General features: G+C 63.7%; 21 protein-coding genes. 11 read left to right on the top strand and 10 right to left on the bottom strand.

The features are described from left to right. Nucleotides 1-2,325: a DEAD/DEAH box helicase gene (locus IFT75_RS08105; RefSeq protein WP_185793699.1), complete on the top strand. Its 2,325-nt coding sequence runs from the start codon at nucleotides 1-3 to the stop codon at nucleotides 2,323-2,325. Between the two features lie 8 nt (nucleotides 2,326-2,333). Here the strand turns inward: IFT75_RS08105 and IFT75_RS08100 are convergent, their stop codons facing one another. Beyond that, nucleotides 2,334-3,260 carry a Gfo/Idh/MocA family protein gene (locus IFT75_RS08100; protein ID WP_192054179.1) on the bottom strand — a complete coding sequence of 309 codons (927 nt, stop codon included), beginning with the start codon at nucleotides 3,258-3,260 and terminating at the stop codon, nucleotides 2,334-2,336. A 176-nt stretch (nucleotides 3,261-3,436) separates the two neighbouring features. On the opposite strand from IFT75_RS08100, the gene IFT75_RS08095 reads away from it, so the two are divergent. The 6 genes from IFT75_RS08095 (at nucleotide 3,437) to IFT75_RS08070 (ending at nucleotide 10,720) form a co-directional block, all read left to right on the top strand. Continuing rightward, nucleotides 3,437-4,693 (top strand): nitrate regulatory protein, encoded by a 1,257-nt coding sequence (locus tag IFT75_RS08095; RefSeq protein ID WP_185793701.1) that lies wholly within the window; start codon nucleotides 3,437-3,439, stop codon nucleotides 4,691-4,693. Between the two features lie 275 nt (nucleotides 4,694-4,968). Continuing rightward, complete coding sequence (locus IFT75_RS08090) at nucleotides 4,969-6,303, top strand: CmpA/NrtA family ABC transporter substrate-binding protein (RefSeq protein WP_185793702.1); 1,335 nt, start codon at nucleotides 4,969-4,971, stop codon at nucleotides 6,301-6,303. A 27-nt stretch (nucleotides 6,304-6,330) separates the two neighbouring features. Further along, on the top strand, nucleotides 6,331-7,206 hold the full coding sequence (ntrB, locus tag IFT75_RS08085; protein ID WP_122478773.1) for a nitrate ABC transporter permease: 876 nt from the start codon (nucleotides 6,331-6,333) through the stop codon (nucleotides 7,204-7,206). A gap of 9 nt (nucleotides 7,207-7,215) precedes the next feature. Next, a complete protein-coding gene (locus IFT75_RS08080) occupies nucleotides 7,216-8,016 on the top strand; it encodes an ABC transporter ATP-binding protein (RefSeq protein ID WP_192054177.1) in 801 nt (266 codons plus the stop codon). A gap of 446 nt (nucleotides 8,017-8,462) precedes the next feature. Beyond that, complete coding sequence (locus IFT75_RS08075) at nucleotides 8,463-9,554, top strand: enoyl-CoA hydratase/isomerase family protein (protein ID WP_192054175.1); 1,092 nt, start codon at nucleotides 8,463-8,465, stop codon at nucleotides 9,552-9,554. A 14-nt stretch (nucleotides 9,555-9,568) separates the two neighbouring features. Further along, the gene (locus IFT75_RS08070; protein WP_192054173.1) at nucleotides 9,569-10,720 is read left to right on the top strand and encodes an acyl-CoA dehydrogenase family protein; all 1,152 of its coding nucleotides are present in this window, start codon (nucleotides 9,569-9,571) and stop codon (nucleotides 10,718-10,720) included. A 59-nt stretch (nucleotides 10,721-10,779) separates the two neighbouring features. Here IFT75_RS08070 and IFT75_RS08065 read toward each other — a convergent pair whose 3' ends face one another. Next, the gene (locus IFT75_RS08065) at nucleotides 10,780-11,553 is read right to left on the bottom strand and encodes an enoyl-CoA hydratase (protein ID WP_122712961.1); all 774 of its coding nucleotides are present in this window, start codon (nucleotides 11,551-11,553) and stop codon (nucleotides 10,780-10,782) included. Between the two features lie 243 nt (nucleotides 11,554-11,796). Between IFT75_RS08065 and IFT75_RS08060 the strand changes: the two genes are divergently transcribed. Together IFT75_RS08060 and IFT75_RS08055 are read left to right on the top strand one after the other, a co-directional pair. Beyond that, complete coding sequence (locus IFT75_RS08060; protein WP_192054171.1) at nucleotides 11,797-12,813, top strand: alpha/beta fold hydrolase; 1,017 nt, start codon at nucleotides 11,797-11,799, stop codon at nucleotides 12,811-12,813. Between the two features lie 16 nt (nucleotides 12,814-12,829). Continuing rightward, nucleotides 12,830-13,780: a D-2-hydroxyacid dehydrogenase family protein gene (locus tag IFT75_RS08055; protein WP_192054169.1), complete on the top strand. Its 951-nt coding sequence runs from the start codon at nucleotides 12,830-12,832 to the stop codon at nucleotides 13,778-13,780. Nucleotides 13,781-13,789: 9 nt separating this feature from the next. Here the strand turns inward: IFT75_RS08055 and nagZ are convergent, their stop codons facing one another. Together nagZ and IFT75_RS08045 are read right to left on the bottom strand one after the other, a co-directional pair. Then, a complete protein-coding gene (gene nagZ, locus IFT75_RS08050) occupies nucleotides 13,790-14,800 on the bottom strand; it encodes a beta-N-acetylhexosaminidase (protein WP_192054167.1) in 1,011 nt (336 codons plus the stop codon). Nucleotides 14,801-14,845: 45 nt separating this feature from the next. Beyond that, entirely contained in the window at nucleotides 14,846-15,553 is a 708-nt protein-coding gene (locus IFT75_RS08045) for a TetR/AcrR family transcriptional regulator (protein ID WP_122478788.1), read from the bottom strand. Nucleotides 15,554-15,782: 229 nt separating this feature from the next. Here IFT75_RS08045 and lexA point away from each other — a divergent pair, with 229 nt between their 5' ends. Beyond that, entirely contained in the window at nucleotides 15,783-16,391 is a 609-nt protein-coding gene (lexA, locus tag IFT75_RS08040; RefSeq protein ID WP_043188277.1) for a transcriptional repressor LexA, read from the top strand. A gap of 9 nt (nucleotides 16,392-16,400) precedes the next feature. Further along, nucleotides 16,401-16,877 (top strand): SOS-induced cell division inhibitor SulA, encoded by a 477-nt coding sequence (sulA, locus tag IFT75_RS08035; RefSeq protein ID WP_122478790.1) that lies wholly within the window; start codon nucleotides 16,401-16,403, stop codon nucleotides 16,875-16,877. Nucleotides 16,878-16,939: 62 nt separating this feature from the next. Here sulA and IFT75_RS08030 read toward each other — a convergent pair whose 3' ends face one another. From IFT75_RS08030 to fadB, 6 genes are all read right to left on the bottom strand, one after another. Beyond that, nucleotides 16,940-17,173: a hypothetical protein gene (locus IFT75_RS08030; protein WP_163007598.1), complete on the bottom strand. Its 234-nt coding sequence runs from the start codon at nucleotides 17,171-17,173 to the stop codon at nucleotides 16,940-16,942. Nucleotides 17,174-17,223: 50 nt separating this feature from the next. Beyond that, entirely contained in the window at nucleotides 17,224-17,745 is a 522-nt protein-coding gene (locus IFT75_RS08025) for a DUF6586 family protein (protein WP_122479691.1), read from the bottom strand. Between the two features lie 124 nt (nucleotides 17,746-17,869). Then, nucleotides 17,870-20,482 carry a type I DNA topoisomerase gene (gene topA, locus IFT75_RS08020; protein ID WP_192054165.1) on the bottom strand — a complete coding sequence of 871 codons (2,613 nt, stop codon included), beginning with the start codon at nucleotides 20,480-20,482 and terminating at the stop codon, nucleotides 17,870-17,872. 99 nt (nucleotides 20,483-20,581) lie between these two features. Continuing rightward, the gene (locus tag IFT75_RS08015; protein ID WP_122478796.1) at nucleotides 20,582-20,833 is read right to left on the bottom strand and encodes a DUF1653 domain-containing protein; all 252 of its coding nucleotides are present in this window, start codon (nucleotides 20,831-20,833) and stop codon (nucleotides 20,582-20,584) included. A gap of 92 nt (nucleotides 20,834-20,925) precedes the next feature. Continuing rightward, complete coding sequence (fadA, locus tag IFT75_RS08010) at nucleotides 20,926-22,101, bottom strand: acetyl-CoA C-acyltransferase FadA (protein ID WP_043188265.1); 1,176 nt, start codon at nucleotides 22,099-22,101, stop codon at nucleotides 20,926-20,928. Nucleotides 22,102-22,104: 3 nt separating this feature from the next. Next, nucleotides 22,105-24,282, bottom strand: a complete 2,178-nt coding sequence (gene fadB, locus IFT75_RS08005) for a fatty acid oxidation complex subunit alpha FadB (protein ID WP_192054163.1) — start codon at nucleotides 24,280-24,282, stop codon at nucleotides 22,105-22,107. Nucleotides 24,283-24,393 lie beyond the last annotated feature (111 nt).

The following is a 24,393-nucleotide window of genomic DNA, read 5'->3' as shown; positions in this document are numbered from 1 at the left end:
ATGCCCGATGAGCGCTTGATCGATACCCTGCAACCGCGCCCTCGGTTGTGGCTGGGCAGTGTCGAGTTCAGCGCTTTCGAACCGCGCAACGGCAAGATGCAGCGCTACGTGCAGCACCGCGCAGCGCTGGCCTACGGCTATGCGGGCGAGTATGTCAGCGGCCCGCGGCCTACTGCCGTGGCACGCCAGTGGAACAACCAGAGCGCTCGGATCCAGCGCCAGCCGGCCGCCGAGCGGGCCTTGCGCGAGCAGCTGCAGGGCATCGGTTTCAAACTCGCCACCCGTCAGAGCAAGGCTCTGCCCGAAAGCGCCGGCGAAATCTTCGAGCTGCCCAGCGATGCCGCCTGGCTGCGTTTCATCCTCAACGAACTGCCGGGGTTGCGCGAGCAAGGCTGGGAAATCGAATACGCCGAGGATTTCGCGTTCGACCTGACGCCGGTAGAGCGCTGGTACGCCGCAATCGAAGAAGGGCCGGAACGCGACTGGTTCGATCTGGAGCTGGGCATCGTGGTCGACGGCGAGCCGTTGAGCCTGCTGCCGATCCTGCTCAACCTGCTGCGCAGCCACCCCGAGTTGCTCAACCCGGCGCACCTGGCGCGACGGCGCGACGACGAGCAGATTCTGGTGCCCATCCACACCTCCCACCTCGGCTTCCAGCGAACCCTGCAGGTCGCCCTGCCCTATGGGCGGCTGAAGCCGGTGCTGGCGACCCTGGGCGACTTCTACCTGCGCGAGCCTGGGGAAACCTCGATCCGCCTGGCTACAGCCGATGCCACGCGCCTGGAAGGGCTGCAGGCATTGTCCCTGGACTGGCAAGGCGGCGAGCAGGTACGCCATTTCGCCGAACGGCTGCGTGACATTCGCCATTGCCCGGTGGCAGCGCCCGAGGGCCTGAATGCAACCTTGCGCCCCTACCAGCTGGAGGGCGTGAGTTGGATGCAGGCCTTGCGGCAGCTGGAAGTGGGCGGCATCCTGGCCGACGACATGGGCCTGGGCAAGACCCTGCAGACCCTCGCCCACCTGCTGATCGAGAAACAGGCGGGGCGCCTGGATCGCCCGGCCATGGTGGTGATGCCCACCAGCCTGGTGCCCAACTGGCAGGACGAGGCTGCCCGCTTCGCGCCGACCCTCAAGGTCCTCGCGCTGCACGGTGCCGCGCGCAAGAAACACTTCGCCCATCTGGCCGACTACGACGTATTGCTGACCACCTATGCCCTGCTGCCCAAGGACATCGAGGTGCTCGAGCGGGTGCCGCTGCACGTATTGGTGCTCGACGAAGCCCAGTACATCAAGACCCCTGGCAGCAAGGCCGCGCAGACGGCGCGCCAGCTCAACGCGCGGCAACGCCTGTGCCTGAGCGGCACGCCCCTGGAAAACCACCTGGGCGAACTGTGGTCGCTGTTTCATTTCCTCATGCCCGGCTGGCTCGGCGACAGCAAACAGTTCAGCCGCAACTACCGCGTGCCGATCGAAAGGCGGGGCGACGAGGCACGCTTGCAGCATCTGAACGCGCGCATCAAGCCGTTTCTGTTGCGTCGGACCAAGGAGCAGGTGGCCACCGAGCTGCCGGCCAAGAGCGAGATCGTCCACTGGGTCGAACTCAATGACGCACAGCGCGACGTGTACGAGACGGTACGCCTGGCCATGGACAAGAAGGTCCGGGCCGAGATCGACCGCAAGGGCCTGGCGCGCAGCCAGATCATCATTCTCGAAGCGTTGCTCAAGCTGCGCCAGGTCTGCTGCGACCTGCGTCTGGTCAACAGCGTTGCGCCGCCTGCACCAGGGCACAGCTCGGGCAAGCTGACCAGTCTGCTGCAATTGCTCGACGAACTGCTGGGCAACGGTCGACGCATTCTGCTGTTTTCCCAGTTCACCTCGATGCTGGGATTGATCGAACAGGAGCTGCACAAGCGCGGCGTGCCCTATGCGCTGCTCACCGGTACCACCCGCGACCGTCGGGCACCGGTCAAGGACTTCCAGGACGGCAAGCTGCAGATCTTCCTGATCAGCCTCAAGGCCGGCGGGGTGGGCCTGAATCTGACGGCGGCGGACACGGTCATTCACTATGACCCGTGGTGGAACCCCGCAGCCGAGCACCAGGCCACCGACCGCGCCTACCGAATCGGCCAGGAGAAACCGGTGTTCGTCTACAAGCTGATCACCCGTGGCACGGTAGAGGAAAAGATCCAGCGCCTGCAGCAGGAAAAGTCGGCCCTGGCGGCGGGCGTTCTCGATGCCCGCGAAGGCAGCGACTGGCGCCTGCAGGGCGACGATATCGACGCCCTGCTCGCACCGCTGCCCAGCCCTCCCTCCCAGCGCCGCTGAACGCAGGTTCAGTCGAGGAAATCGGCGACCGTTTCGCGCTGCCCCAGCAGGAACCCATCGGCCACCAGGCGCAGAGGCTGCAAGTCGGTATCGCTTCGACCGGCCTCGATCAACTGCGCGAAATAGTGGTAGAGCAATGGGTATTCGCCTGTCGTGGCGAGCGTCTGTGGCACGTCGTCGATCAGCAGGTGTGCACCGCCATGGGTCAGGCGCAGGCAGCCTTCGGCGCAGCGCACCTCGATCTGCCAGAGTTCGTCGTGGCCGTGGTCCCAGTCGAACGCGGCGCTGACCGTCAGGCCGGTGGCGTCACTCATGGTCAGGTCGGCCGCAATCGGCGCCTGCCGGTTGCCGGGAAAGCGCAGGCTGGCGTGGGTGACGAACAGCGGTTCGGGCAACACGTGGCTGATGATCGACAGGGCGTTGATACCCGGATCGAACACACCCAGCCCCCCGGCCTGCCAGATCCACTGCTGGCCCGGGTGCCACTTGCGCACGTCCTCCTTCCACTGGACCGTGACCGCCTGCAGCTGCTTGCCCACCAGCCAGGCCCGCGCGGCCTCGACGCCTGCGGCGAAGCGCGAGTGCCAGGCGAACAGGCACGTCACGCCCTTCTCGGCGGCCAGTTCGACCAATGCCATGGCCTCACCGAGGCTGGCGCAGGGTGGTTTTTCCACCAGCACATGCTTGCCGGCCTCCAGGGCTTCACGCACTTGTGCATAACGGCCCTGGGGCGGCGTGCAGAAGGCCAGCGCCTGGATGTCCGGGCCGTTATCGAGTAGCTCGCGCAGGCTGCCGAAGTGCGCGACACCGGGGCAAGGTGCCCCCAGCGTGGCCACTGCGGCCAGCTCGAAGGCCGGGTTGTCGCGCAGGGCGGGCACATGCTGATCCTGGGCGATCTTGCCGTAGCCGACCACGCCGAGACAAATGGGGGACATCGTGAACTCCTTTTTTATTGTTTGGCTGGGGCGTTATAGCAGTTACGCGGCTGCCGGCATACGCAGCGGCGTACAAGCGGCCAACGGGGATCGGACCGGGACTTGCATGCAGTCGGGCTGTCCATCATCGAAGTTGCGAGCCCGCCATGCCCGACCGCGCCCTGCCAGACCGCCCCATGCCCCCTGCCCTGCGCTTCATGCTGGCCGCCCGCCGCAGCGAGCTGGAAGGTCTGCGCGGACTTGCCGACACCTGCGAACTGGTGACCTTGATCAGCCGCCTGGTCCACGCGCTGCAGCGCGAGCGGGGCTACACCAATGTCTACCTGGGCAGCCAGGTCGAAACCTACCGCAGCCAACTCGACCTGCATACGGAACAGGCGCGGGCACTTGAACAGGACGTGCTGCAGCGGTTGCAGGCCATGGACCTGAACGCGGCCAGCGCTGCCGACCGTGCCCGCCTGTTCAATCGTGTGGCCTACGTGCTGCACGGCTTCGACGAACTGCCCGGCCTGCGCCGTCGCATCCGCGAACGTCTGCTGAGCCCCAGCGTCGCCACGGCGGCCCTGACCCGCCTGGTGGGTGGGCTCATGGCCGTGGTGTTCGAAGCGGCCGACACCGCCATTGATCCGAGTATCACCCGAGTGCTGGTGGCGCTGTTCAATTTCATGCAGGGCAAGGAGCTGGCCGGCCAGGAACGCGCCACCGGCGTGGCGGGCTTCTCGGCAGGCTTCTTCGATGCCGGTGTGCAGGAGCGCATCCTGCACCTGACGCAAAGCCAGCAGCGCTGCTTCCAGACCTTCGGCGAGTTCGCCGACCCAGTGGCCGGGCAGCGCTGGGCCGACCTGCAGCACAGCGAGATCACCGCACAGTTGCTACGCCTGCGCGAAGTGGGTATGCGCACCTCGGCGCAACACCCCGTGGACCCCGGCCTGTCGCAGCTGTGGTTCGAGCTGCACAGCCAGCGCATCGACCAGATGCACGAGGTAGAGACACACCTGGCCGAACAACTGCTCGCCAGCTGCCAGAGCAGCATCAAGCTGGCCAATGCCGACCTGGACAACCACCGCGTGCTGCTGCAACGCCTGGCCAGCCTGGAAACCATGGGCTGTGGCGATGCCCGCCTGTTCAGCGTGCAGGCCAGCGATCTCGACAGCCCGGCGCCCGACGGCCACGGCCCGCAGATGGGCCGCTCGTTGCTGGACCTGCTGCAGGCCCAGACCCACCGCCTGCAGGACGCCAACCTGCAGCTGGACGAAGCACGCCAGGCGCTCAACGAACGCAAGTTGGTGGAACGCGCCAAGCAGTTGCTGATGAACGAATACGCGTTGAGCGAGAGCGAGGCCTACACCCGACTGCGGCAATCGGCGATGTCGCGCGGGCTGCGCATGGTCGACATGGCGCAGAACGTACTGGCCGTGGCCGGCAAGGGTTGATGCCGACATTGCGCCCTATTTGCACATCCCACGGGCGGCATGCTCCGCATCCGTGCACGGTGACGCGGCCTGAAGCTGGCAAACGGCCGCAGCGCCTGGCGCAGGCCGCCTTGGCACGCAACCTGCTTTGAGACCAACAGGACCGCAGCCACCTGTGGTCGACATTTCGAATCCTGGACAACGGTGTCCACGCGCTCCCGACAGCATTGCCGGGAACGGGTGAACGCCGTTTTTTTTGCATTTTTTTTTGGCCGCCACCAGCAGGGGAATCAGCGATGGATGACAAGCCTTTCAAAGGACACCCGGAAAGCGCACACGACGCCAGGCGTCGGCACTTTCTCAAGCAGTCGTTGACCGTCGCCGGTGCCGGCGCAGCCCTCGGCCTGCTGCCACCGGGACTGTCTTCGGCGGTGTGGGCGGCGGGCAGCGACGGCCTGGAAACCACCACGGCCAAGCTGGGCTTCATCGCCCTGACCGACGCCGCGCCGCTGTTCGTCGCCGACGAGAAAGGCTTTTTCGCCAAGCATGGCATGACCGGAGTGGAAGTGCTCAAGCAGTCCTCCTGGGGTACCACGCGGGACAACCTGGTGCTGGGCTCGGCCGCCAATGGCATCGACGGTGCGCACATTCTCACCCCCATGCCCTACCTGATCGCGGCCGGCAAGGTCACCCCCAACAACCAGCCGGTGCCGATGTACATCGTCGCGCGGCTGAACCTGGCCGGCCAGTGCATCTCGGTAGGCAACGAACACGCGGACCTGGCGCTGGGCCTGGATTCCGCGCCGTTCAAGGCCGCGCTGGCCAGCAAGCGGGCCAGTGGCAAGGCCGTCAACGCGGCGATGACCTTCCCCGGCGGCACCCATGACCTGTGGTTGCGCTACTGGCTGGCGGCAGGCGGGATCGACCCGAACAAAGACCTGTCGACCATCGTCGTGCCGCCGCCGCAGATGGTTGCCAACATGAAGGTCGGCAGCATGGACAGCTTCTGCGTGTGCGAGCCGTGGAACGCCCAGCTCATCAACCAGAAGATCGGCTACACCGCCAACACCACCGGCGAGATCTGGAACAAGCATCCGGAGAAAGCCCTGGCCCTGCGCGCCGACTACGTCGACAAGAACCCCAACGCGACCAAAGCACTGCTCAAGGCGGTTATGGAGGCGCAGATGTTCTGCGAGCAGCCACAGAACAAGGAAGAAGTCGCGCAGATCTGCGCCAAGCGGCGCTGGATCAACGCGCCTGTCGCCGACATCACCGAGCGCATGAAAGGCAACTTCGATTACGGCAACGGCAAGGTGGTCAACAACAGTCCACACATCATGCGCTACTGGGATGACTTCGCCTCCTACCCATTCAAGAGCCACGACCTGTGGTTCCTCACCGAGAACAAGCGCTGGGGCTACCTGCCCAAGGACTTCGACAGCCAGGCCTTGGTCGCCAAGGTCAATCGCTCCGACTTGTGGCGCCTGGCCGCTGCGGAACTGAACGTGCCAGCGGCGCAGATTCCCGATTCCGACTCGCGCGGCATCGAAACCTTTTTCGACGGCAAGACCTTCGATCCCCAGAACCCCCAGGCCTATCTCGACAGCCTGTCCATCAAGGCCCTGGCCTGATGTTTCCCGCACGCACCGGAGGTTATCATGAATGCTGAAGTGAAGAAGCTGCACAGCGCCGCGCAAGCGGTCGCCAAGGCTCAGGTCAAGCCGCCGGTACTGGCGGGCCTGCTGAAGAACACCCGGCGCTTCGTGCTTCAGCAGTGTCTGCCGCCGGTGGTGATCGGTGCCCTGCTGTTGCTGGTCTGGCAATTGGTCTGCAGTGGCAAGGGCGCAGCGCTGCCGCCGCCCACTCAGGTCATCACCGACACCTGGGAGCTGATCGTCGATCCGTTCTACGACAACGGCGGCAATGACAAGGGCATGGCCTGGCAGTTGCTGGCGAGCCTGTCGCGGGTCGCCTATGGCTACGCCCTGGCCGTGGTGGTGGGGATCAGCCTGGGCGTACTGGTGGGGCAATCGACCTGGGCCATGCGCGGGCTCGATCCACTGTTCCAGATCCTGCGCACCGTGCCACCCCTGGCCTGGCTGCCGCTGTCGCTGGCCGGCTTCAAGGACAGCTATCCTTCGGCGATCTTCGTGATCTTCATCACCGCCATCTGGCCGATCATCATCAACACCTCGGTCGGCGTGCGCAACATTCCCGAGGACTACCGCAACGTGGCCAAGGTGCTGCGCCTCAATGGCGCGGAATACTTCAGCAAGATCATGCTGCCGGCTGCCGCGCCCTACATCTTTTCCGGCCTGCGCATCGGCGTCGGCCTGTCGTGGCTGGCGATCATCGCTGCCGAGATGCTGATCGGCGGCGTCGGCATCGGCTTCTTCATCTGGGACGCCTGGAACGCTTCGCGCATCAGCGACATCATCCTCGCCCTGGCCTACGTGGGGGTGGTCGGCTTCTGCCTCGACCGCCTGGTGGCGATGGTCGGACGCCTGGTCACCCGCGGCACTTCGCAAAGCTGAGGAGGCAACATGAGCCATTACTTGAGTATCGAAAACGTCGACAAGCACTTCGAGCGCGATGGCGTTACCAGCCAGGTGCTGCGCGGCATCAACCTCAACGTCGCGCGCGGTGAGTACATCTCCATCATCGGCCATTCAGGCTGCGGCAAGTCGACGGTGCTGAACATCGTCGCCGGGCTCATCGAGTCGAGCAATGGCGCGGTGATCCTCGACGGCAAGGAGGTGCGCCAGCCGGGGCCCGATCGCAGCCTGGTGTTCCAGAACCACTCGCTGCTGCCCTGGCTGACCGTCTATGAAAACGTCGCGCTGGGGGTGGACAAGGTCTTCAAGCGCAGCAAGAGCAAAAGCGAACGCCACGCCTGGACCTTGCACAACCTGGAAATGGTCAACATGATCCACGCCCTGCACAAGCGTCCGAGCGAGATATCCGGCGGCATGAAGCAGCGTGTCGGCATTGCCCGCGCGCTGGCGATGCAGCCCAAGGTGCTGTTGCTCGACGAGCCGTTCGGCGCGCTGGACGCGTTGACCCGTGCCCATTTGCAGGACGAGGTGATGCGCATACAGAGCGAGCTGCACAATACCGTGATGATGATCACCCACGATGTCGACGAGGCAGTGCTGCTCTCCGATCGCATCGTGATGATGACCAACGGCCCGGCAGCGACCATCGGCGAAATCCTCACCATCGACCTGCCGCGCCCGCGCAGCCGACTGGCCCTGGCCGACGACCCGAAGTACAACCAGTACCGCCTGGCGGTGCTCAGCTTCCTCTACGAGAAGCAAGGCAAAGTCATCGAAGCGGTGGCCTGATCCACCGCATTGATTGCCGACGCGGCTCGCGCCGCTGCTACAGGGGAATGCAACCCTCCTGTAGGAGCGGTCCGTGGCCGTGAAACGGACGACGCGGCGCATCTGTCAATCCGCGGTGCCCCTTTAGCGGCCGATGACCGCTCCTACGTTGACCGCCCTCCTGTAGCAGCGGTCCGTGGCCGCGAAACGGACGACGCGGCGCATCTGTCAATCCGCGGTGCCCCTTTCGCGGCCGATGACCGCTCCTACGGGATACTTGCCACAGGGCGCGGGCGAACGAACGCTGGTTGGGGTCGGTCTACTGAATGCCGACCAGCGCGTGCAACCCGTGCAAATTTGCAGGCAACGCCTGCATTAATCTGCATTGAAAGCTGCAAACTTGCCTGTCACGATCGCCTGGTCCGCTTATTTATCTCAGGAAATCAATAACAAGCAGGGATTCAGCGATGACAGCTCATGTCTTTCCCCCGCCCCAGCGCTCTTCCCTGGGGCTCGACGATCAAGTACTCGGCGAAGTCCGCAACCATATTGGTCACTTGACCCTCAACCGGCCAGCCGGTCTGAATGCACTCACCCTCGACATGATCCGTACCCTGCGCGGCTACCTGGATGCCTGGGCGCTGGATCCGCACATCCATGCCGTTGTAATGCGCGGCGCCGGCGACCGTGGCTTCTGCGCCGGTGGCGACATCCGCAGCCTCTACCACAGCCATCTCAACCAGGACGCCCTGCGCGAAGTGTTCTTCAACGAAGAATATGCGCTGGACCAATGCCTGCATCTGTACCGCAAGCCAGTCATGGCGCTGCTGGACGGCTATACCCTGGGCGGTGGCATGGGCCTGGCGCAGGCAGCCGAGCTGCGGGTAGTCACCGAACGCAGCAAACTGGGCATGCCCGAAGTGGCCATCGGCTATTTTCCCGATGTCGGCGCCAGCTACTTCCTGAGCCGTATCCCCGGCGAAATCGGCACTTACCTGGGGGTTACCGGCATCCAGATCGAGGCGGCCGATGCACTCTACTGCGGCTTGGCCGACTGGTACCTGGAAAGCGACCGCCTGGCCCTGCTGGACGAGCGCCTGGACAGACTGCAATGGAGCGACAACGCCCTCAAGGACCTGCAGGGTGTGCTTGCCCGCCTTGGTGTGCAAACGCTCGCGGATGCCCCGCTGCACCGCTTGCGGCCGGCCATCGACCACTTTTTCGGCCAGGACGACCTGACCAGCCTGGTCGAACAGCTGGAACACGTGAACGTCGCCGACAGCCAGGCGTGGGCACAGAACACCGCGCGGCTGATGCGCACCCGCTCACCGCTGGCCATGGCGGTCACCCTGGAGCTGCTGCGCCGCGGTCGCCACTGCTCCCTGGAAGAATGCTTTGCCCTGGAGCTGCATCTCAACCGCCAGTGGTTCGAACAGGGTGACCTGATCGAGGGCGTGCGTGCTTTACTGATCGACAAAGACAAGAACCCGCGTTGGAACCCACCGACGCTAGACCGGCTTACCCGCGCACGCGTCGAGCCATTCTTCCAAGGCCTCTGAGGCCGGAGTCTGCCATGCAAGACCTGGAACTGAGCGAAGAACAGATCATGATCCGCGACATGGCGCGCGACTTCGCCCGCGCCGAAGTGGCGCCCCATGCCCGTGCCTGGGAACAGGCGGGCTGGATCGACGATGCCTTGGTGGCACAGATGGGCGCCCTCGGCCTGCTGGGCATGGTGGTGCCCGAACAATGGGGTGGCAGCTACACCGATTACGTCGCCTACGCCCTGGCCGTCGAAGAGATCTCCGCTGCCGACGGCGCGCTGGGTGCATTGATGAGCGTGCACAATTCCGTAGGCTGCGGCCCGCTGCTCAACTACGGCAGCCCGGCGCAGCAGGACACCTGGCTGGCCGCCCTGGCCAGCGGCGAGGTCATTGGCTGTTTCTGCCTCACCGAGCCCCAGGCCGGTTCCGAAGCCAACAACCTGCGCACCCGCGCCGTGCTCGACGGCGAACATTGGGTGATCGACGGCGCCAAGCAGTTCGTCACCAATGGGCGACGGGCCAAGCTGGCCATCGTGTTTGCGGTCACCGACCCGGAGCTGGGCAAGAAAGGCCTGTCGGCCTTCCTGGTGCCCACCGACACCCCAGGTTTCAGCGTCGACCGCAGCGAGCACAAGCTCGGCATCCGTGCCTCCGACACCTGCGCAATCACCTTGAGCCAGTGTCGCGTGCCGGCCGCCAATCTGCTCGGCGAACGCGGCAAGGGCTTGAACATCGCCCTGTCCAACCTCGAAGGCGGCCGCATCGGCATCGCTGCCCAGGCGCTTGGGATCGCGCGGGCCGCCTTCGAAGCGGCGCTGGGTTACGCCCGTGAACGCGTGCAGTTCGGCAAGCCGATCATCGAACACCAGAGCGTGGCCAACCTGCTGGCCGACATGCAGGTGCAGGTCAACGCTGCACGCCTGCTGGTGCTGCACGCCGCACGCCTGCGCAGTGCCGGTCTGCCCTGCCTGTCCGAAGCTTCGCAGGCAAAGCTGTTCGCCTCGGAAATGGCCGAACGGGTCTGCTCCAGCGCCGTACAGGTGCACGGGGGCTACGGTTACCTTGAAGATTACCCCGTGGAAAAGTATTACCGCGATGCACGCATCACCCAGATCTACGAAGGCTCGAGCGAGATCCAGCGCATGTTGATCGCCCGCGAGCTGCGCAACTATCTGTTGTAGTGCCGCATGCAACACGTGCCATCGAGGGGGGCTGGTCGACGACCAGTCCCCCTTTTTGCTCAATGACCCTTGAACTGCGGCTCGCGCTTGGCGATGAACGCCGCCATGCCTTCTTTCTGATCTTCACTGGCAAACGCCGCGTGGAACACCCGCCGCTCGAAGCGCACGCCTTCGGACAGGCTCACTTCGAAAGCGCGGTTGACGCTCTCCTTGACCATCATGGCGATCGGTAGCGACTTGGCTGCGATCTGCTGCGCAACTTCCAACGCCTCGTCGAGCAGTCGGTCGGCGGCCACGATACGGGCAACCAGCCCTGCCCGCTCCGCTTCCTCGGCGCCCATCAAACGACCGGTCAGGCACAGCTCCATGGCCTTGGCCTTGCCCACCGCATGGGTCAGGCGCTGGGTGCCACCCATGCCTGGCAGCACGCCCAGCTTGATCTCCGGCTGGCCGAACTTGGCATTGTCGGCGGCCAGGATGAAATCGCACATCAACGCCAGCTCGCAACCCCCGCCCAAGGCAAAGCCGGCCACGGCAGCGATCATCGGCTTGCGCCGATTGGCAACCCGGTCGCTCTCATGGAACAGATCGTCGAGGTAGATCTGCGGGTAGCGCAGCTCTGCCATTTCCTTGATATCGGCGCCGGCGGCAAACGCCTTGGCAGACCCGGTAAGGACGATGCAACCGATCTCGCGATCGCTTTCCAGGCGATCGAGCGCCTGGTTCAATTCGTCGATCAGCTGGGCGTTGAGGGCATTCAACGCCTGCGGCCGATTGAGCGTGATCAAGCCTACGCGGCCGCGTGTTTCCAAGAGGATGGTTTCAAAAGCCATGGCATGTCTCCAGATAGAGGCATTGTCTGCCTCGCTGATTATTGTTGTATCGACCCCTGGGCCGCGAACTGCCCAGGATCGCGTCGTGTTTGTAGCATTCTGAAACCTGATAGCGGACATTCTTTCGCTGCAGCTCGGCACCACCTGGGCGTGCAAACCTCCAATGGATGCTACGGTACAGACCTGCGACACCCTGTGCCGGCGTGTCCACGTCACTTCACAGTCCACTCCAGGAGGTCCCCCATGCTTCGCCTGTCCACGCTGGCGCTCGCCGGCATCTTTGCCCAGCCACTGCTGGCCGCCGATTCATCGCCCACCTATGGTCCCGAACTACAAGGCTTCGACTATCCGTACACGCTGCAACATTACGCCTTCGAGTCCCAGGGCAAAAGCCTGCAGATGGGTTATATGGACGTTGCAGCCAACGGCAAGGCCAACGGCCGCACGGTGGTACTGATGCATGGCAAGAATTTCTGCGGCGCCACCTGGGAAAGCTCGATCAAGGCCCTCAGCGATGCCGGTTACCGGGTGGTCGCGCCCGACCAGATCGGCTTCTGCACCTCCAGCAAGCCTGAGCACTATCAATACAGCTTCCAGCAGTTGGCCAACAATACCCATGACCTGCTGACCCGTATCGGGGTCAAGGAAGCGGTGATCATGGGCCACTCCACCGGTGGCATGCTCGCCACTCGCTACGCCTTGATGTTCCCCGAAGACACCGAGCGCCTGGCCATGGTCAACCCCATCGGCCTGGAAGACTGGAAAGCCATGGGCGTACCCTATCGCAGCGTCGACCAATGGTTCGAACGCGAGACCAAGGTCACCGCCGAAGGCATCCGCAACTACGAGCGCAGCACCTATTACGGTGGTCGCTGGAAGCCTGAGTACGACCGCTGGGTAGACATGCTTGCGGGGTTGAACAAGGGTCCGGGGCATACCTTGGTGGCATGGAATTCGGCGCTGATCTACGACATGATCTTCACTCAGCCGGTGGTCAACGAGTTCAAGGACCTGCAGGTGCCGACCCTGCTGCTGATCGGCGACGCCGACACCACCGCGATCGGCAGCGACATCGCGCCACCCCAGGTCAAGGCCACGCTGGGCAAATACACCGTGCTGGGCAAGCAGGCCAGCCAGCTGATTCCTCACAGCACACTGGTGGAGTTTGCCGGGCTTGGTCACGCCCCGCAAATGGAGGAGCCGGCGCGCTTCCACAAGGCCCTGCTCGACTGGCTGGACACTCCTCAGAAACCGCTTTGACAAGAGGCAATCCCCCATGCGAATAGCCGTCATCGACGACTGGCAATCGGTCGCTGAAAACGTGGTCGACTGGACCCCGCTGCAGGCCGTAGGCGACCTCGACTTCATTCACGACTACAGCGGCGGGAGCGCGGCGCTGGCCGAGCGCCTGGCGCCCTACGCCATCATCTGCGTGATGCGTGAACGCACGCTGTTCGACGCCGGTCTGCTGGAACGACTGCCGCAGCTCAAGCTGCTGGTGACCGGCGGCATGCGCAACGCAGCCATCGACCTGCAGGCGGCGACCCGGCTGGGCATCCAGGTGGCCGGCACGGACAGCTACAAGCACGCCGCGCCGGAACTCACCTGGGCACTGCTGATGGCGCTGACCCGTGACCTGCTCGGTGAAGCGAACTCGCTGCGCGCTGGCGGTTGGCAGATCGGCCTGGGTGGCGATCTGCACGGCAGCACACTGGGCCTGCTGGGCCTGGGCAGTATCGGTGAAAAGGTGGCGCGCTTCGGTCAGGCGTTCGGCATGCGCGTGATTGCCTGGAGTCAGAACCTGACACCCGAGCGTGCCGCGCAGGTGGGCGTCGAATACGTGAGCAAGCAGCAACTGTTCGAGCAGGCCGATGTGCTCAGCGTGCACCTGGTGCTGAGCGAACGCAGCCGGGGGGTGGTCGATGCCCAGGCGCTGGGGTGGATGAAGCCGGGCGCGCGGTTGGTCAACACGTCGCGCGGCCCGATCGTCGACGAAGCAGCGTTGATTCAGTCCCTGCGTGAGGGCCACCTGGGCGGCGCGGGACTGGACGTGTTCGATCAGGAGCCCCTGGCGCTGGACCACCCGTTCCGGACCCTGCCCAATGTGCTGGCAACGCCGCACATCGGCTATGTCAGCGGCAACAACTATCGGCTGTTCTTCAGCCAGATGATCGAAGACATACTGGCCTGGCATTCGGGCCAGCCAGTGCGCCTGCTGACCGGCTGACCGCAACCCTCAGTCGATCAGGCCGGCGCTGCGCAATGCCGCTGTCGCCTGCTGCCAACGCGGATGCCGGCGGTACTCGACGTCGGCGTGGCTCCGCCCGCGCATGGCGGCGATCCGTGGCGAGGGCTGCACGCCCAGGCGCTGCGCCGCGCTCAAAGCCAGCTCGGCCGCCGCCCGGTCGTTGCACACCAGGCCCATGTCGCAACCAGCGCCAAGGGCCGCCTCGATACGGCTGGCGGCGTCGCCGACCACATGGGCGCCGGCCATCGACAAGTCGTCGCTGAAGATCACCCCTTCGAAGCCCAGCTCGCCGCGCAATATGTCCTGCAGCCAACGGCGCGAAAAGCCGGCTGGGTTGCTGTCTACCTGGGGGTAGATGACATGGGCCGGCATGACCGCCGCCAGCTTGCCCGCCAGCCGCGCGAATGGCACCAGATCGCAGGCGCGAATCTGCTCGAGGCTGCGCTCGTCGGTGGGAATTGCCACGTGAGAATCGGCTTCCGCCCAGCCGTGACCGGGAAAATGCTTGCCGCATGCCGCCATGCCTGCCGCATTCATGCCACGGATGAACGCGCCCGCCAGCAGCGTGGCCCGCTCGGGATCGCCTTCGAACGCGCGGGTGCCGACCACGGCGCTGTGCCCGTGATCCAGGTCCAGCACCGGCGCAAAACTGAGGTCCAGCCCAGCCGCCAGTACTTCGGCGGCCATCAACCAGCCGCAGTGCTCGGCCAGGACGGCCGCATCCGCGTGGTAGGCCAGCTCGCGCATGGCCGGCAGACGCACGAAGCCCTGGCGTAGCCGTTGCACGCGTCCACCCTCCTGGTCCACCGCCAGGATCAGGTCGGGCCGCACCGCGCGGATGGCGGCGGTCAACTCGCGTACCTGACGCGGATGCTCGATGTTGCGCGCGAAAATGATCAACCCGGCCACTTCGGGCTGGCGCAGCAGATGGCGGTCCTCTGCGCTGAGCCAGGTACCGGCGACGTCGACCATCAGGGAGCCTTGCAGACGAGCGCTCATGGATTTTCCTTGTAGAGAGGGATCTGGAGGGCGACCGGGCACACGTCAGGCCTTGGCAACCGCCGGGGCGCTCTTGCTGCGTGGCCGCAATTGAGCGGCGGCCATGGCCTGGTCGGTCACCGCACTCTGCGCGCGCATGCCTGCAGCGAGGAACGGCACCATCAAGCGCATTACCTGTTCGATCGAGGTATCGACGCCGAAGTCGGTTTCCGCGATGGCACGCAGTGCCTTGATCCCGGACATGCTGAAGGCGGCAGCGCCCAGCATGAAATGCACGCGCCAGAACAACTCGAGGGGGGGAATGCGCGGTGCGGCTTCGTTGACCAGCAGCATGTAGCGACGAAAGACCTTGCCGTACATGTCCTCCAGGTAACGGCGCAAGTGACCCTGGCTCTGGCTGAAGGCCAGGCCCAGCAAACGCATGAAGATGGAGAGATCGTTGCCGCTGCGCGGCTGGACCACGAGCGCCTGCTCTACCAGGATTTCCAGCAGCTCTTCGAGGCTGGCCTTGGGCATCGCGCTGGTCTGCCGCCGTTCCAGCTCGCGGTCGAGGCTGGCACAGAAAGGCCCGAGAAATCTGGAGAATACCGCCTGGATGAGCGCTTTCTTCGAACCGAAGTGGTAGTTCACCGCCGCCAGGTTGACCCCAGCCTTGCTGGTGATCAGGCGCAGCGAGGTTTCCGCGAAGCCTTTCTCTGCAAAAAGCTGTTCGGCGGCATCGAGGATGCGTTCAACGGTTTCCGACTGGGCCATGGCAACTCCGCCTGACAAACACTTGTTTGAAACATACGTTTCAAAGTGCGTGACTGTCAAGTCCATACAGGCTTTTCGTGGCCATGCGGTCACGTATTAAAGCATACAAATTCATCGCCTTAGCGCAGCATGCGAACTTCGGCAGGCGACGCGCCCGGAAAACGGTATTGCCAAGGGCCATCTACTGTATATAATCCCAGTCACTGTACAAAAAGACAGAGCCATCGACATGTTGAAATTGACGCCACGCCAAGCTGAAATTCTGGCCTTCATCAAGCGCTGCCTTGACGACAATGGCTTTCCACCTACCCGTGCGGAAATTGCTCAGGAACTGGGGTTCAAGTCACCCAACGCGGCCGAGGAACACCTCAAGGCACTGGCGCGAAAAGGCGCCATCGAAATGACCCCGGGCGCCTCGCGCGGCATTCGCATCCCCGGCTCCGAAGCCCGCAACGACGACGCCAGCCTGCCAGTCGTCGGGCGCGTTGCTGCAGGTGCGCCGATTCTGGCGCAGGAACACATCGAAGAGTCCTGCAAGATCAACCCGGGCTTCTTCCATCCTCGCGCCGACTACCTCCTGCGCGTACAGGGCATGAGCATGCGTGACGTCGGCATTCTCGACGGTGACCTGCTGGCCGTGCACACCTGCCGCGAAGTCCGCAACGGGCAGATCGTGGTGGCGCGCATCGGCGACGAAGTCACCGTGAAGCGGTTCCAGCGCGAAGGCAACAAGGTTTTCCTGGTTGCGGAAAACCCCGACTTCGCACCCATTGAAGTCGACCTCAAGGATCAGGATCTGGTCATTGAAGGTCTGAGCGTCGGCGTCATTCGTCGATAAGGAGGCATCATGCAGTTTCCCCTGTCACCCCAACAAGCACAAATGTCGCTGTTCGAAGCATTCATGGCTGCACCGGTGACGCCGCTGTTCAAGGAGGCCGTAGAATCGCCCTGGACTGTCGCCGATCCGGATGTATTCAGCGAGATGTCTCTGCGTGGTGCCGCGGGGAACTGCCTGAACCTGCTGGCACCCATGCTGCGGGAATTGAGCGAAGAGCAGGACGCGCGCTGGTTGACGCTGATCGCTCCGCCGGCAAGCCTGACGCAGGCCTGGCTGCGCGATGCAGGGCTCAATCGCGAACGCATATTGCTGCTGCAGCCGCGCGGTATGCAAAGCGCCCAGCAGTTGGCGTGCGAAGCGCTGCGCCTGGGGCGCAGCCATACCGTGGTGAGCTGGCTCAACCCACTGCCCTCCGTGGCGAGGCAGCAATTGATGGCAGCGGCGCGCCAGGGCAGCGCGCAGAGCCTGAACATCCGTTTGGGGTGATACCTGCGGTCAAACGATACTGCCCGCCAAGGCCAGCGCAAGGCGCTCGCTGCGTGGCAGGATCAGTGCAGGACGTGCGGCCCGTCGTCCTTGTCGATTTCGCCTTCCACCAGCTTGCCGGCCATCTGCACACCGACACTGAGCATGGCCTTGGCCACTTCCACGTGCTGGCCCTGCAGGAATGCCTTGGCATCTTCGGAAAAATTCAGCGTCACCAGCGAACCTTCGTCCTCGGCACGACGCAACTCGATGCGGCCGTCAGGCAGCTCGACAATCTCAAGAAAGGACGTTGGCATAAGGACATGTTCTCCACGAAAGGCGGGCATTGTAGCAGTGCCAGTGCAAATCAGCACTCACTCAGCCCTTCGCGGAAACGAACGGTCAGGCCCTTGAGCTGCTGACGCCAGCTTTCGAGCACCTCGCGGCTGAGTTCCTGCTCTTCGACTTCATCCAGATTGACTGCCTGGATGAGTGGCTGGGTCACATCGCCCTTGGGCTTTTTGGGCGCCTTGGGCGGCACGAACAGCGCGCTGTGCGCCGCAAGCAGTTGCGCCAGCCAGGTATGCGAATGCTGGGCCAGCTCCACCAACTCCGCCAGCTCGGGAATGGACGTGCCGTCGAGCGCTTGCGGGGTCAGCAGGTTTTCCGCACGGGCAGTGCCGGCCTGAGGCAGGCGGTAATAACCAGCGATCTCGTGACACAGCCCCAACAATGCACCGTACAGGTGGAACAGCGCGGATTCGCGCTGCGCCTGCAGCTGAGCCTGCGCATTGATGGCCTGGCCCAGTTCGGCCTTGCCCATGGCTTCCAGCGCCAGCCCGGCGAAATAGATTTTCTGGTTGGTACGGGTATAGAGCTCATAGGCCATGCTGGCGATCTCCGCAGTGAACACTCGACTGCCACAGTGTCGGGAACCTGCCCAGCCAGTGCAAGCCACAAATGAAAAGGCCGCACAGCCCTGGGGACGGTGCGGCCTTGGTGCTGCTAGCGCTTCAGCGCTTGTCTTCGACCTTCCACGTCTTGCCGTCGTAGAACGCCTTCCAACCGGTAGGTTTGCCCTCGACCTCGCTCTGCACGTACTGCTCCTTGGTCTTGCGGCTGTAGCGAATCACGGTAGGACGGCCGTCCGGGTCCTTGATCGGCGCGTCGAACAGGAAGCTGTACTTGGGATCGATCTCATCCTTGTGCGGGATGATCTCGAGCACCAACGGGGCGCGGGTTTCGCGGTTCTTCGGAAACTGGCTGGCCGCCAGGAACAGACCGGATGCGCCATCGCGCAGCACGTAGGTATCGTTGACCTTCTCGCACTTGAGTTCGGGCATCTTCACCGCGTCCATCTTGGGCGGCGCCGCTTCGCCACTCTTGAGCAGCTTGCGGGTGTTCTTGCACTCCGGATTGGTGCAGCCGAAGAACTTGCCGAAACGGCCGGTTTTCAACTGCATCTCGCTGCCGCACTTGTCGCACTCCAGGCTCGGCCCTTCGTAGCCCTTGATGCGGTAGTTGCCCTCTTCGATCTCGTAGCCCGGGCAGTCGGGGTTGTTCCCGCAGATGTGCAGCTTGCGCTTCTCATCCAGCAAGTACGCGTCCATGGCGGTCGCACAGACCGGGCAGCGGTGCTTGCCGCGCAGAATCTGCGACTCGGACTCGCCCTCGTCGTCGGCCGCTATCTCATCACCCGGAATCAGGTTGATGGTGGCCTTGCAGCGCTCCTTGGGTGGCAGCGCATAGCCCGAACAGCCCAGGAACACCCCGGTGGATGCGGTGCGGATCATCATCGGCCGACCGCATTCGCGGCAGGCGATGTTGGTCAGGGTCGGCAGGTTGGCGCGCATGCCGCTGTCGGCCGCACCCGCAACGTCCAGCTTGCCCTTGAAGTCACCGTAGAACTCGTCGAGAACGTTCTTCCAGTCGCGCTCGCCGTGCGCCACGTCATCGAGGTTCTCTTCCATGCCGGCGGTAAAGCCGTAGTCCATGAGGTTGGAGAAGCTTTCGGACAGCCGCTCGGTGACGATGTCGCCCATCTTTTCCGAGTAGAAGCGACGGTTGTGCAGCGCCACGTAACCACGGTCCTGGATGGTCGAGATGATCGCCGCGTAGGTCGACGGACGACCGATGCCGCGTTTTTCCATCTCCTTGACCAGGCTCGCTTCGGAATAGCGCGCAGGCGGCTTGGTGAAGTGCTGGGTAGGGTCCAGGTGCAGCAACTTGAGCTGCTCACCCTGGTTCATTTCCGGCAGCACGTCGTCGTCGCCCGGCTTGCTCATCTGCGGCAGCACGCGAGTGTAGCCGTCGAACTTGAGGATACGGCCCTTGGCGCGCAGCTCGAAATCACCCGCTGCCACCGTGACGGTGGTCGACAGGTACTGGGCAGGCGGCATCTGGCACGCGAGGAACTGGCGCCAGATCAATTCATAGAGGCGCTCGGCATCGCGTTCCATGCCGTTCAGCTTGCTCGGATGAGTGTTCACGTCCGATGGGCGAATGGCTTCGTGTGCTTCCTGGGCGCCCTGCTTGCTGCCGTACACCATCGGTGCTTCCGGCAGGTACTTCTTGCCGAACTCGTTCTCGATGTAGGCGCGGGCCATCTCCACGGCGTCGACCGACAGATTGGTCGAGTCGGTACGCATATAGGTAATGTAGCCGGCCTCGTACAAGCGCTGCGCCATCATCATGGTCTTCTTTACGCCGTAGCCCAGGCGGTTGCTCGCGGCCTGCTGCAGCGTGGAAGTAATGAACGGGGCCGACGGCTTGCTGCTGGTCGGCTTGTCTTCGCGCTTGACGATGCTGTAGCTGGCATCCTTGAGCTTGGCCAGCGCGGCCATGGCGTGGGCTTCGTTCAGGGGCTTGAAGGCTTCGCCGTTCTCGCGAGCCACTTCGAAACGCACCTTGGCGGCCTTGGCCGACGCCAGGTCGGCGTGCACTTCCCAGTATTCCTCGGGGTTGAACGCGCGGATTTCACGCTCACGCTCGACCACCAGCTTCACCGCGACAGACTGCACGCGACCAGCGGACAACCCGCGGGCGATCTTCTGCCAGAGCAGCGGCGACACCATGTAGCCAACCACGCGGTCGAGGAAACGCCGCGCCTGCTGGGCGTTGACACGGTCGATGTCCAGCTCGCCGGGGCGAGAGAAAGCTTCCTGGATGGCCTTCTTGGTGATCTCGTTGAACACCACGCGCTTGTAGCGGCTGTCATCGCCACCGATGGCTTCGCGCAGGTGCCAGGCAATGGCTTCCCCCTCGCGGTCCAAGTCCGTCGCCAGATAGATGGTGTCGGCGTCCTTGGCCAGCCGGCGCAGTTCCTCGATGACCTTTTCCTTGCCGGGGAGGATCTCGTACTTGGCCTTCCAGCCCTGGTCCGGATCGACGCCCATGCGTGCCACCAACTGCTTGCGGGCCTTTTCCTTGGGCGACAGCGCCGGCGCGTCGGCAGCCGCAGCCTTGCCGCGCTTGGCGGCCGGCTCCTTGCTGGCGCTCGCCGAACCGCTGGTGGGCAAGTCTCGGATATGGCCGATACTCGACTTCACCACGTACTGGTCACCCAGATACTTGTTGATGGTCTTGGCCTTAGCCGGGGATTCCACAATGACCAGCGATTTGCCCATGGATCGGAAAATTCCTGAATACTTGAAATGAAAGGCATGCGGCGCCTTGCGAGGCCCCGCTATATATAGTGGTGAGAACGTGAGGTCAAGCGCCGAGGTTCAAGCGGTCGGCGCCTGCGGAACGGAAAACAGGCTGGGTTCGGCCTTCACCAAAGCAAAGCGCGGGACGCTCTCGCCGTCAACCTCGACCGACTCCAGGAACATGCTCAGCGGGCGCACCCAGAGGCCGAATTCACCGTACAGCGCCTGGTAGAACACCACTTCCTGTTCGTCCTCGGAACTGCGCGCGACGCCGTAGACACGATACTCGGGGCCTTTGTAATGACGATAGAGCCCTGGTTGTATATGCATGTTGCGCCTCGCTTGAAATACTTTTTCGAATGAACCGGGAAAAAACAAAACCGGGACACTGGGCCCCGGTTCGTTCGACTCGCTCGTCAGGACTAGACGCGCTCGAAGACCGTGGTGATGCCCTGCCCCAGGCCTACACACATGGTGGACAGGCCGAAAGTGCCGCCATTCTGCTTCATGACATTGAGCAAAGTGCCGGAAATTCGTGCGCCTGAACAGCCAAAAGGATGCCCCAGGGCGATCGCGCCGCCATGCAGGTTAACCTTCTCGTTCATCTTGTCGAGCACTTTCAGATCCTTCAGCACAGGCAGGGCCTGTGCGGCGAAGGCTTCGTTGAGTTCGATGAAGTCGATGTCGGCAATGCCCAGACCTGCGCGCTTGAGCGCTTTCTGGGTGGCCGGAACCGGCCCGTAGCCCATGATCGCGGGGTCGACGCCGGCCACTGCCATGGAGCGGATTACCGCCAATGGCGTGATGCCCAGGTCCTGGGCGCGCTGCGCCGACATCACGATCATGCACGAGGCACCGTCGGTGATCTGCGACGAAGTACCGGCCGTGACCGTACCGCCCTTCGGGTTGAAGGCAGGCTTGAGCGCCGCAAGGCTTTCCAGGGTGGTGTCGGGGCGAATCGTTTCATCGTAGTCGAAGACCTTGATGAAGCCATTTTCGTCGCAACCCTGCATCGGGATGATCTCGTCCTTGAACTTGCCCTGGACCGTGGCCTGGTGGGCCAACTGGTGCGAGCGCACGCCGAAGGCATCCTGCTGTTCGCGAGTGATGCCGTGCATTTTACCGAGCATCTCGGCGGTAAGCCCCATCATGCCCGAGGCTTTCGCGGCGTACAGCGACATGTGCGGGTTCGGATCCACGCCGTGCATCATGCCGACATGGCCCATGTGCTCGACGCCGCCGACCACGAACACGTCGCCGTTGCCGGTCATGATCGCCTGGGCGGCCGTGTGCAGCGCGCTCATGGACGAGCCGCACAACCGGCTGACGGTCTGGCCGGCCGCAGTGTGCGGGATCTGCGTCATCAGCGACGCCATGCGGGCGATGTTCCAGCCCTGTTCCAGGGTCTGGTTGACGCAGCCCCAGATCACGTCCTCGACTTCGGCCGGATCGACCTTGGCATTGCGTTCCAGCAGCTTGCTGATCAGGTGCGCCGACATGTCCTCGGCGCGGGTGTTGCGGTGCATGCCGCCTTTGGAACGGCCCATGGGGGTGCGACCGAAGTCGACGATCACCACGTCTCTAGGATTCAAGCTCATCAGTCATTCACCCTTGTTCTGTATGTTGGCCGCTTGCCCGAAGAAGGTCTGGCCAGCACGCGCCATTTCACGAAGCTTCTGCGTAGGCTGGTACAGCGGACCCAGTTCGGCGTAGCGGTCGGCCAGTTCCACGAATTCGGCCACGCCCAGCGAATCGATGTAGCGCAGCGCCCCGCCGCGGAACGGAGGAAAACCGATGCCATAGACCAGGCCCATGTCGGCCTCGGCCGCGGTTTCGACGATGCCGTCTTCCAGGCAGCGTACGGTTTCCAGGCACAGCGGGATCATCATCCAGTTGACGATGTCCTCATCGGAGACCTCGCGCTGTTCGTAGATCACCGGCTTGAGCACGTCCAGCGCCGCAGGATCGGCCACCTTCTTCGGCTTGCCGCGCTTGTCGGTTTCGTAGGCATAGAAGCCCTTGCCGTTCTTCTGCCCCAGGCGGTTGGCATCGTACAGCGCGTCGATGGCGGAGCGACGCTCGTCTTTCATGCGATCCGGGAAGCCTTCGGCCATCACGTCACGGCCATGATGGCCGGTGTCGATGCCGACCACGTCCATCAGGTAGGCCGGGCCCATGGGCCAGCCGAATTTCTCCATGACCTTGTCGATGCGCACGAAATCGACACCGGCGCTGACCAGCCGGGCGAAGCCGCCGAAGTACGGGAACAGTACGCGGTTCACCAGGAAGCCGGGGCAATCGTTGACCACGATGGGGTTCTTGCCCATCTTGCGGGCATAGGCCACGGTGGTCGCCACGGCAACCTCACTGGACTTCTCGCCACGGATCACTTCGACCAGCGGCATCATGTGCACCGGGTTGAAGAAGTGCATGCCGACGAAGTTTTCCGGACGCTTGAGCGCCAGGGCCAGCAGGTTGATGGAAATGGTCGACGTGTTGGACGCCAGAATGGTGTCGTCCTTGACCTGCGCCTCGACTTCGGCCAGCACTGCCTGCTTGACCTTGGGGTTTTCCACCACCGCTTCGACGACGATGTCGACATGACCGAAATCGCCGTAGGACAGCGTGGGACGAATGTCGTTGAGCGCTTCGGCCATCTTCGCCGGGGTCAGGCGACCTTTTTCGACGCGCGCGCCGAGCAGCTTGGACGCCTCGGCCAGGCCCTGTTCGATGCCCTTCTCGTTGATGTCCTTCATCAGGATCGGCGTGCCTTTGAGCGCCGACTGATAGGCGATGCCACCGCCCATGATGCCAGCGCCCAGCACGGCCGCCTGACTCACATCGCGTGCCACCTTGTCGTAGCCACGGGCCTTGCGCTTGAGCTCCTGATCGTTGAGGAACAGGCCGATGAGGCTTTGCGCAGCCGAGGTCTTGGCCATCTTGGCGAAGCCGGCGGCTTCGATTTCGAGGGCTTTCTCGCGACCGAAACTGGCTGCTTTCTGGATGGTCTTGATGGCCTCGACCGGCGCCGGATAGTTGGGCCCGGCCTGGCCGGCGACGAAGCCCTTGGCGGTTTCGAACGCCATCATCTGTTCGATGGCGTTGAGCCTGAGCTTGACCAACTTGGGCTGGCGCTTGGCCTTGTGATCGAACTCGCCGCTGATGGCGCGCTGGAGCAGGTCTAGCGCGGCGGCCGCCAGCTTGTCCGGCGCCACCACCGCATCGACCGCACCCACCTTGAGCGCATCGTCGGCGCCGTTTTCCTTGCCCGACGCAATCCACTCGATGGCATTGTCGGCGCCGATGATGCGCGGCAGGCGCACCGTGCCGCCGAAACCTGGGTAGATGCCCAGCTTGACCTCGGGCAGGCCGATCTTCGCTTCGCTGGACATGACCCGGTAGTCGGCAGCCAGGCACATTTCCAGGCCGCCGCCCAGGGCGATGCCGTTGATGGCGGCGACCGTCGGCACTTCGAGGTCCTCGAAGTCGCTGAAGATGCGATTGGCCTGCAGGTTGCCCGCGACCAGCTCGGCTTCGGGCAACTTGAAATTCTCGACGAATTCGGTGATGTCCGCACCGACGATGAAGACGTCCTTGCCACTGGCGACGATCACGCCCTTGATCGAAGCGTCGGCCTTGATTGCCGCGATCGCTTCGCGCAGCTCTTCGAGCGTGAGGCGGTTGAATTTGTTGACGGACTCGCCCTTGAGGTCGAACCGCAGTTCGACGATGCCGCTTTCAAGAGCCTTCACCGTGATGGCTTTACCTTCGTAAATCATCCACTGATCTCCACGATATGGAAGCTGAACAGTACACGCCTGACGCTGGATAAAAGGGGGCGATACATGGCCGCCGCTCTCTGTAGCCAGGCATACCCGTCAGCGCGGTAG

It is taken from the genome of Pseudomonas sp. CFBP 8758, assembly GCF_014841725.1.
Classification (GTDB): domain Bacteria; phylum Pseudomonadota; class Gammaproteobacteria; order Pseudomonadales; family Pseudomonadaceae; genus Aquipseudomonas; species Aquipseudomonas baltica.
The sequence above is the reverse complement of the archived record's forward strand: the minus strand, read 5'-3'. Positions and strand labels throughout refer to the sequence as shown.

Bases quoted from the DNA above. Each gene is read 5' to 3' on its own strand.
- IFT75_RS08105 (WP_185793699.1), top strand. From the start codon at position 1: ATGCCCGATGAGCGCTTGATCGATACCCTGCAACCGCGCCCTCGGTTG.
- IFT75_RS08100 (WP_192054179.1), bottom strand. From the start codon at position 3,260: ATGTCCCCCATTTGTCTCGGCGTGGTCGGCTACGGCAAGATCGCCCAG.
- IFT75_RS08095 (WP_185793701.1), top strand. From the start codon at position 3,437: ATGCCCCCTGCCCTGCGCTTCATGCTGGCCGCCCGCCGCAGCGAGCTG.
- IFT75_RS08090 (WP_185793702.1), top strand. From the start codon at position 4,969: ATGGATGACAAGCCTTTCAAAGGACACCCGGAAAGCGCACACGACGCC.
- ntrB (WP_122478773.1), top strand. From the start codon at position 6,331: ATGAATGCTGAAGTGAAGAAGCTGCACAGCGCCGCGCAAGCGGTCGCC.
- IFT75_RS08080 (WP_192054177.1), top strand. From the start codon at position 7,216: ATGAGCCATTACTTGAGTATCGAAAACGTCGACAAGCACTTCGAGCGC.
- IFT75_RS08075 (WP_192054175.1), top strand. From the start codon at position 8,463: ATGACAGCTCATGTCTTTCCCCCGCCCCAGCGCTCTTCCCTGGGGCTC.
- IFT75_RS08070 (WP_192054173.1), top strand. From the start codon at position 9,569: ATGCAAGACCTGGAACTGAGCGAAGAACAGATCATGATCCGCGACATG.
- IFT75_RS08065 (WP_122712961.1), bottom strand. From the start codon at position 11,553: ATGGCTTTTGAAACCATCCTCTTGGAAACACGCGGCCGCGTAGGCTTG.
- IFT75_RS08060 (WP_192054171.1), top strand. From the start codon at position 11,797: ATGCTTCGCCTGTCCACGCTGGCGCTCGCCGGCATCTTTGCCCAGCCA.
- IFT75_RS08055 (WP_192054169.1), top strand. From the start codon at position 12,830: ATGCGAATAGCCGTCATCGACGACTGGCAATCGGTCGCTGAAAACGTG.
- nagZ (WP_192054167.1), bottom strand. From the start codon at position 14,800: ATGAGCGCTCGTCTGCAAGGCTCCCTGATGGTCGACGTCGCCGGTACC.
- IFT75_RS08045 (WP_122478788.1), bottom strand. From the start codon at position 15,553: ATGGCCCAGTCGGAAACCGTTGAACGCATCCTCGATGCCGCCGAACAG.
- lexA (WP_043188277.1), top strand. From the start codon at position 15,783: ATGTTGAAATTGACGCCACGCCAAGCTGAAATTCTGGCCTTCATCAAG.
- sulA (WP_122478790.1), top strand. From the start codon at position 16,401: ATGCAGTTTCCCCTGTCACCCCAACAAGCACAAATGTCGCTGTTCGAA.
- IFT75_RS08030 (WP_163007598.1), bottom strand. From the start codon at position 17,173: ATGCCAACGTCCTTTCTTGAGATTGTCGAGCTGCCTGACGGCCGCATC.
- IFT75_RS08025 (WP_122479691.1), bottom strand. From the start codon at position 17,745: ATGGCCTATGAGCTCTATACCCGTACCAACCAGAAAATCTATTTCGCC.
- topA (WP_192054165.1), bottom strand. From the start codon at position 20,482: ATGGGCAAATCGCTGGTCATTGTGGAATCCCCGGCTAAGGCCAAGACC.
- IFT75_RS08015 (WP_122478796.1), bottom strand. From the start codon at position 20,833: ATGCATATACAACCAGGGCTCTATCGTCATTACAAAGGCCCCGAGTAT.
- fadA (WP_043188265.1), bottom strand. From the start codon at position 22,101: ATGAGCTTGAATCCTAGAGACGTGGTGATCGTCGACTTCGGTCGCACC.
- fadB (WP_192054163.1), bottom strand. From the start codon at position 24,282: ATGATTTACGAAGGTAAAGCCATCACGGTGAAGGCTCTTGAAAGCGGC.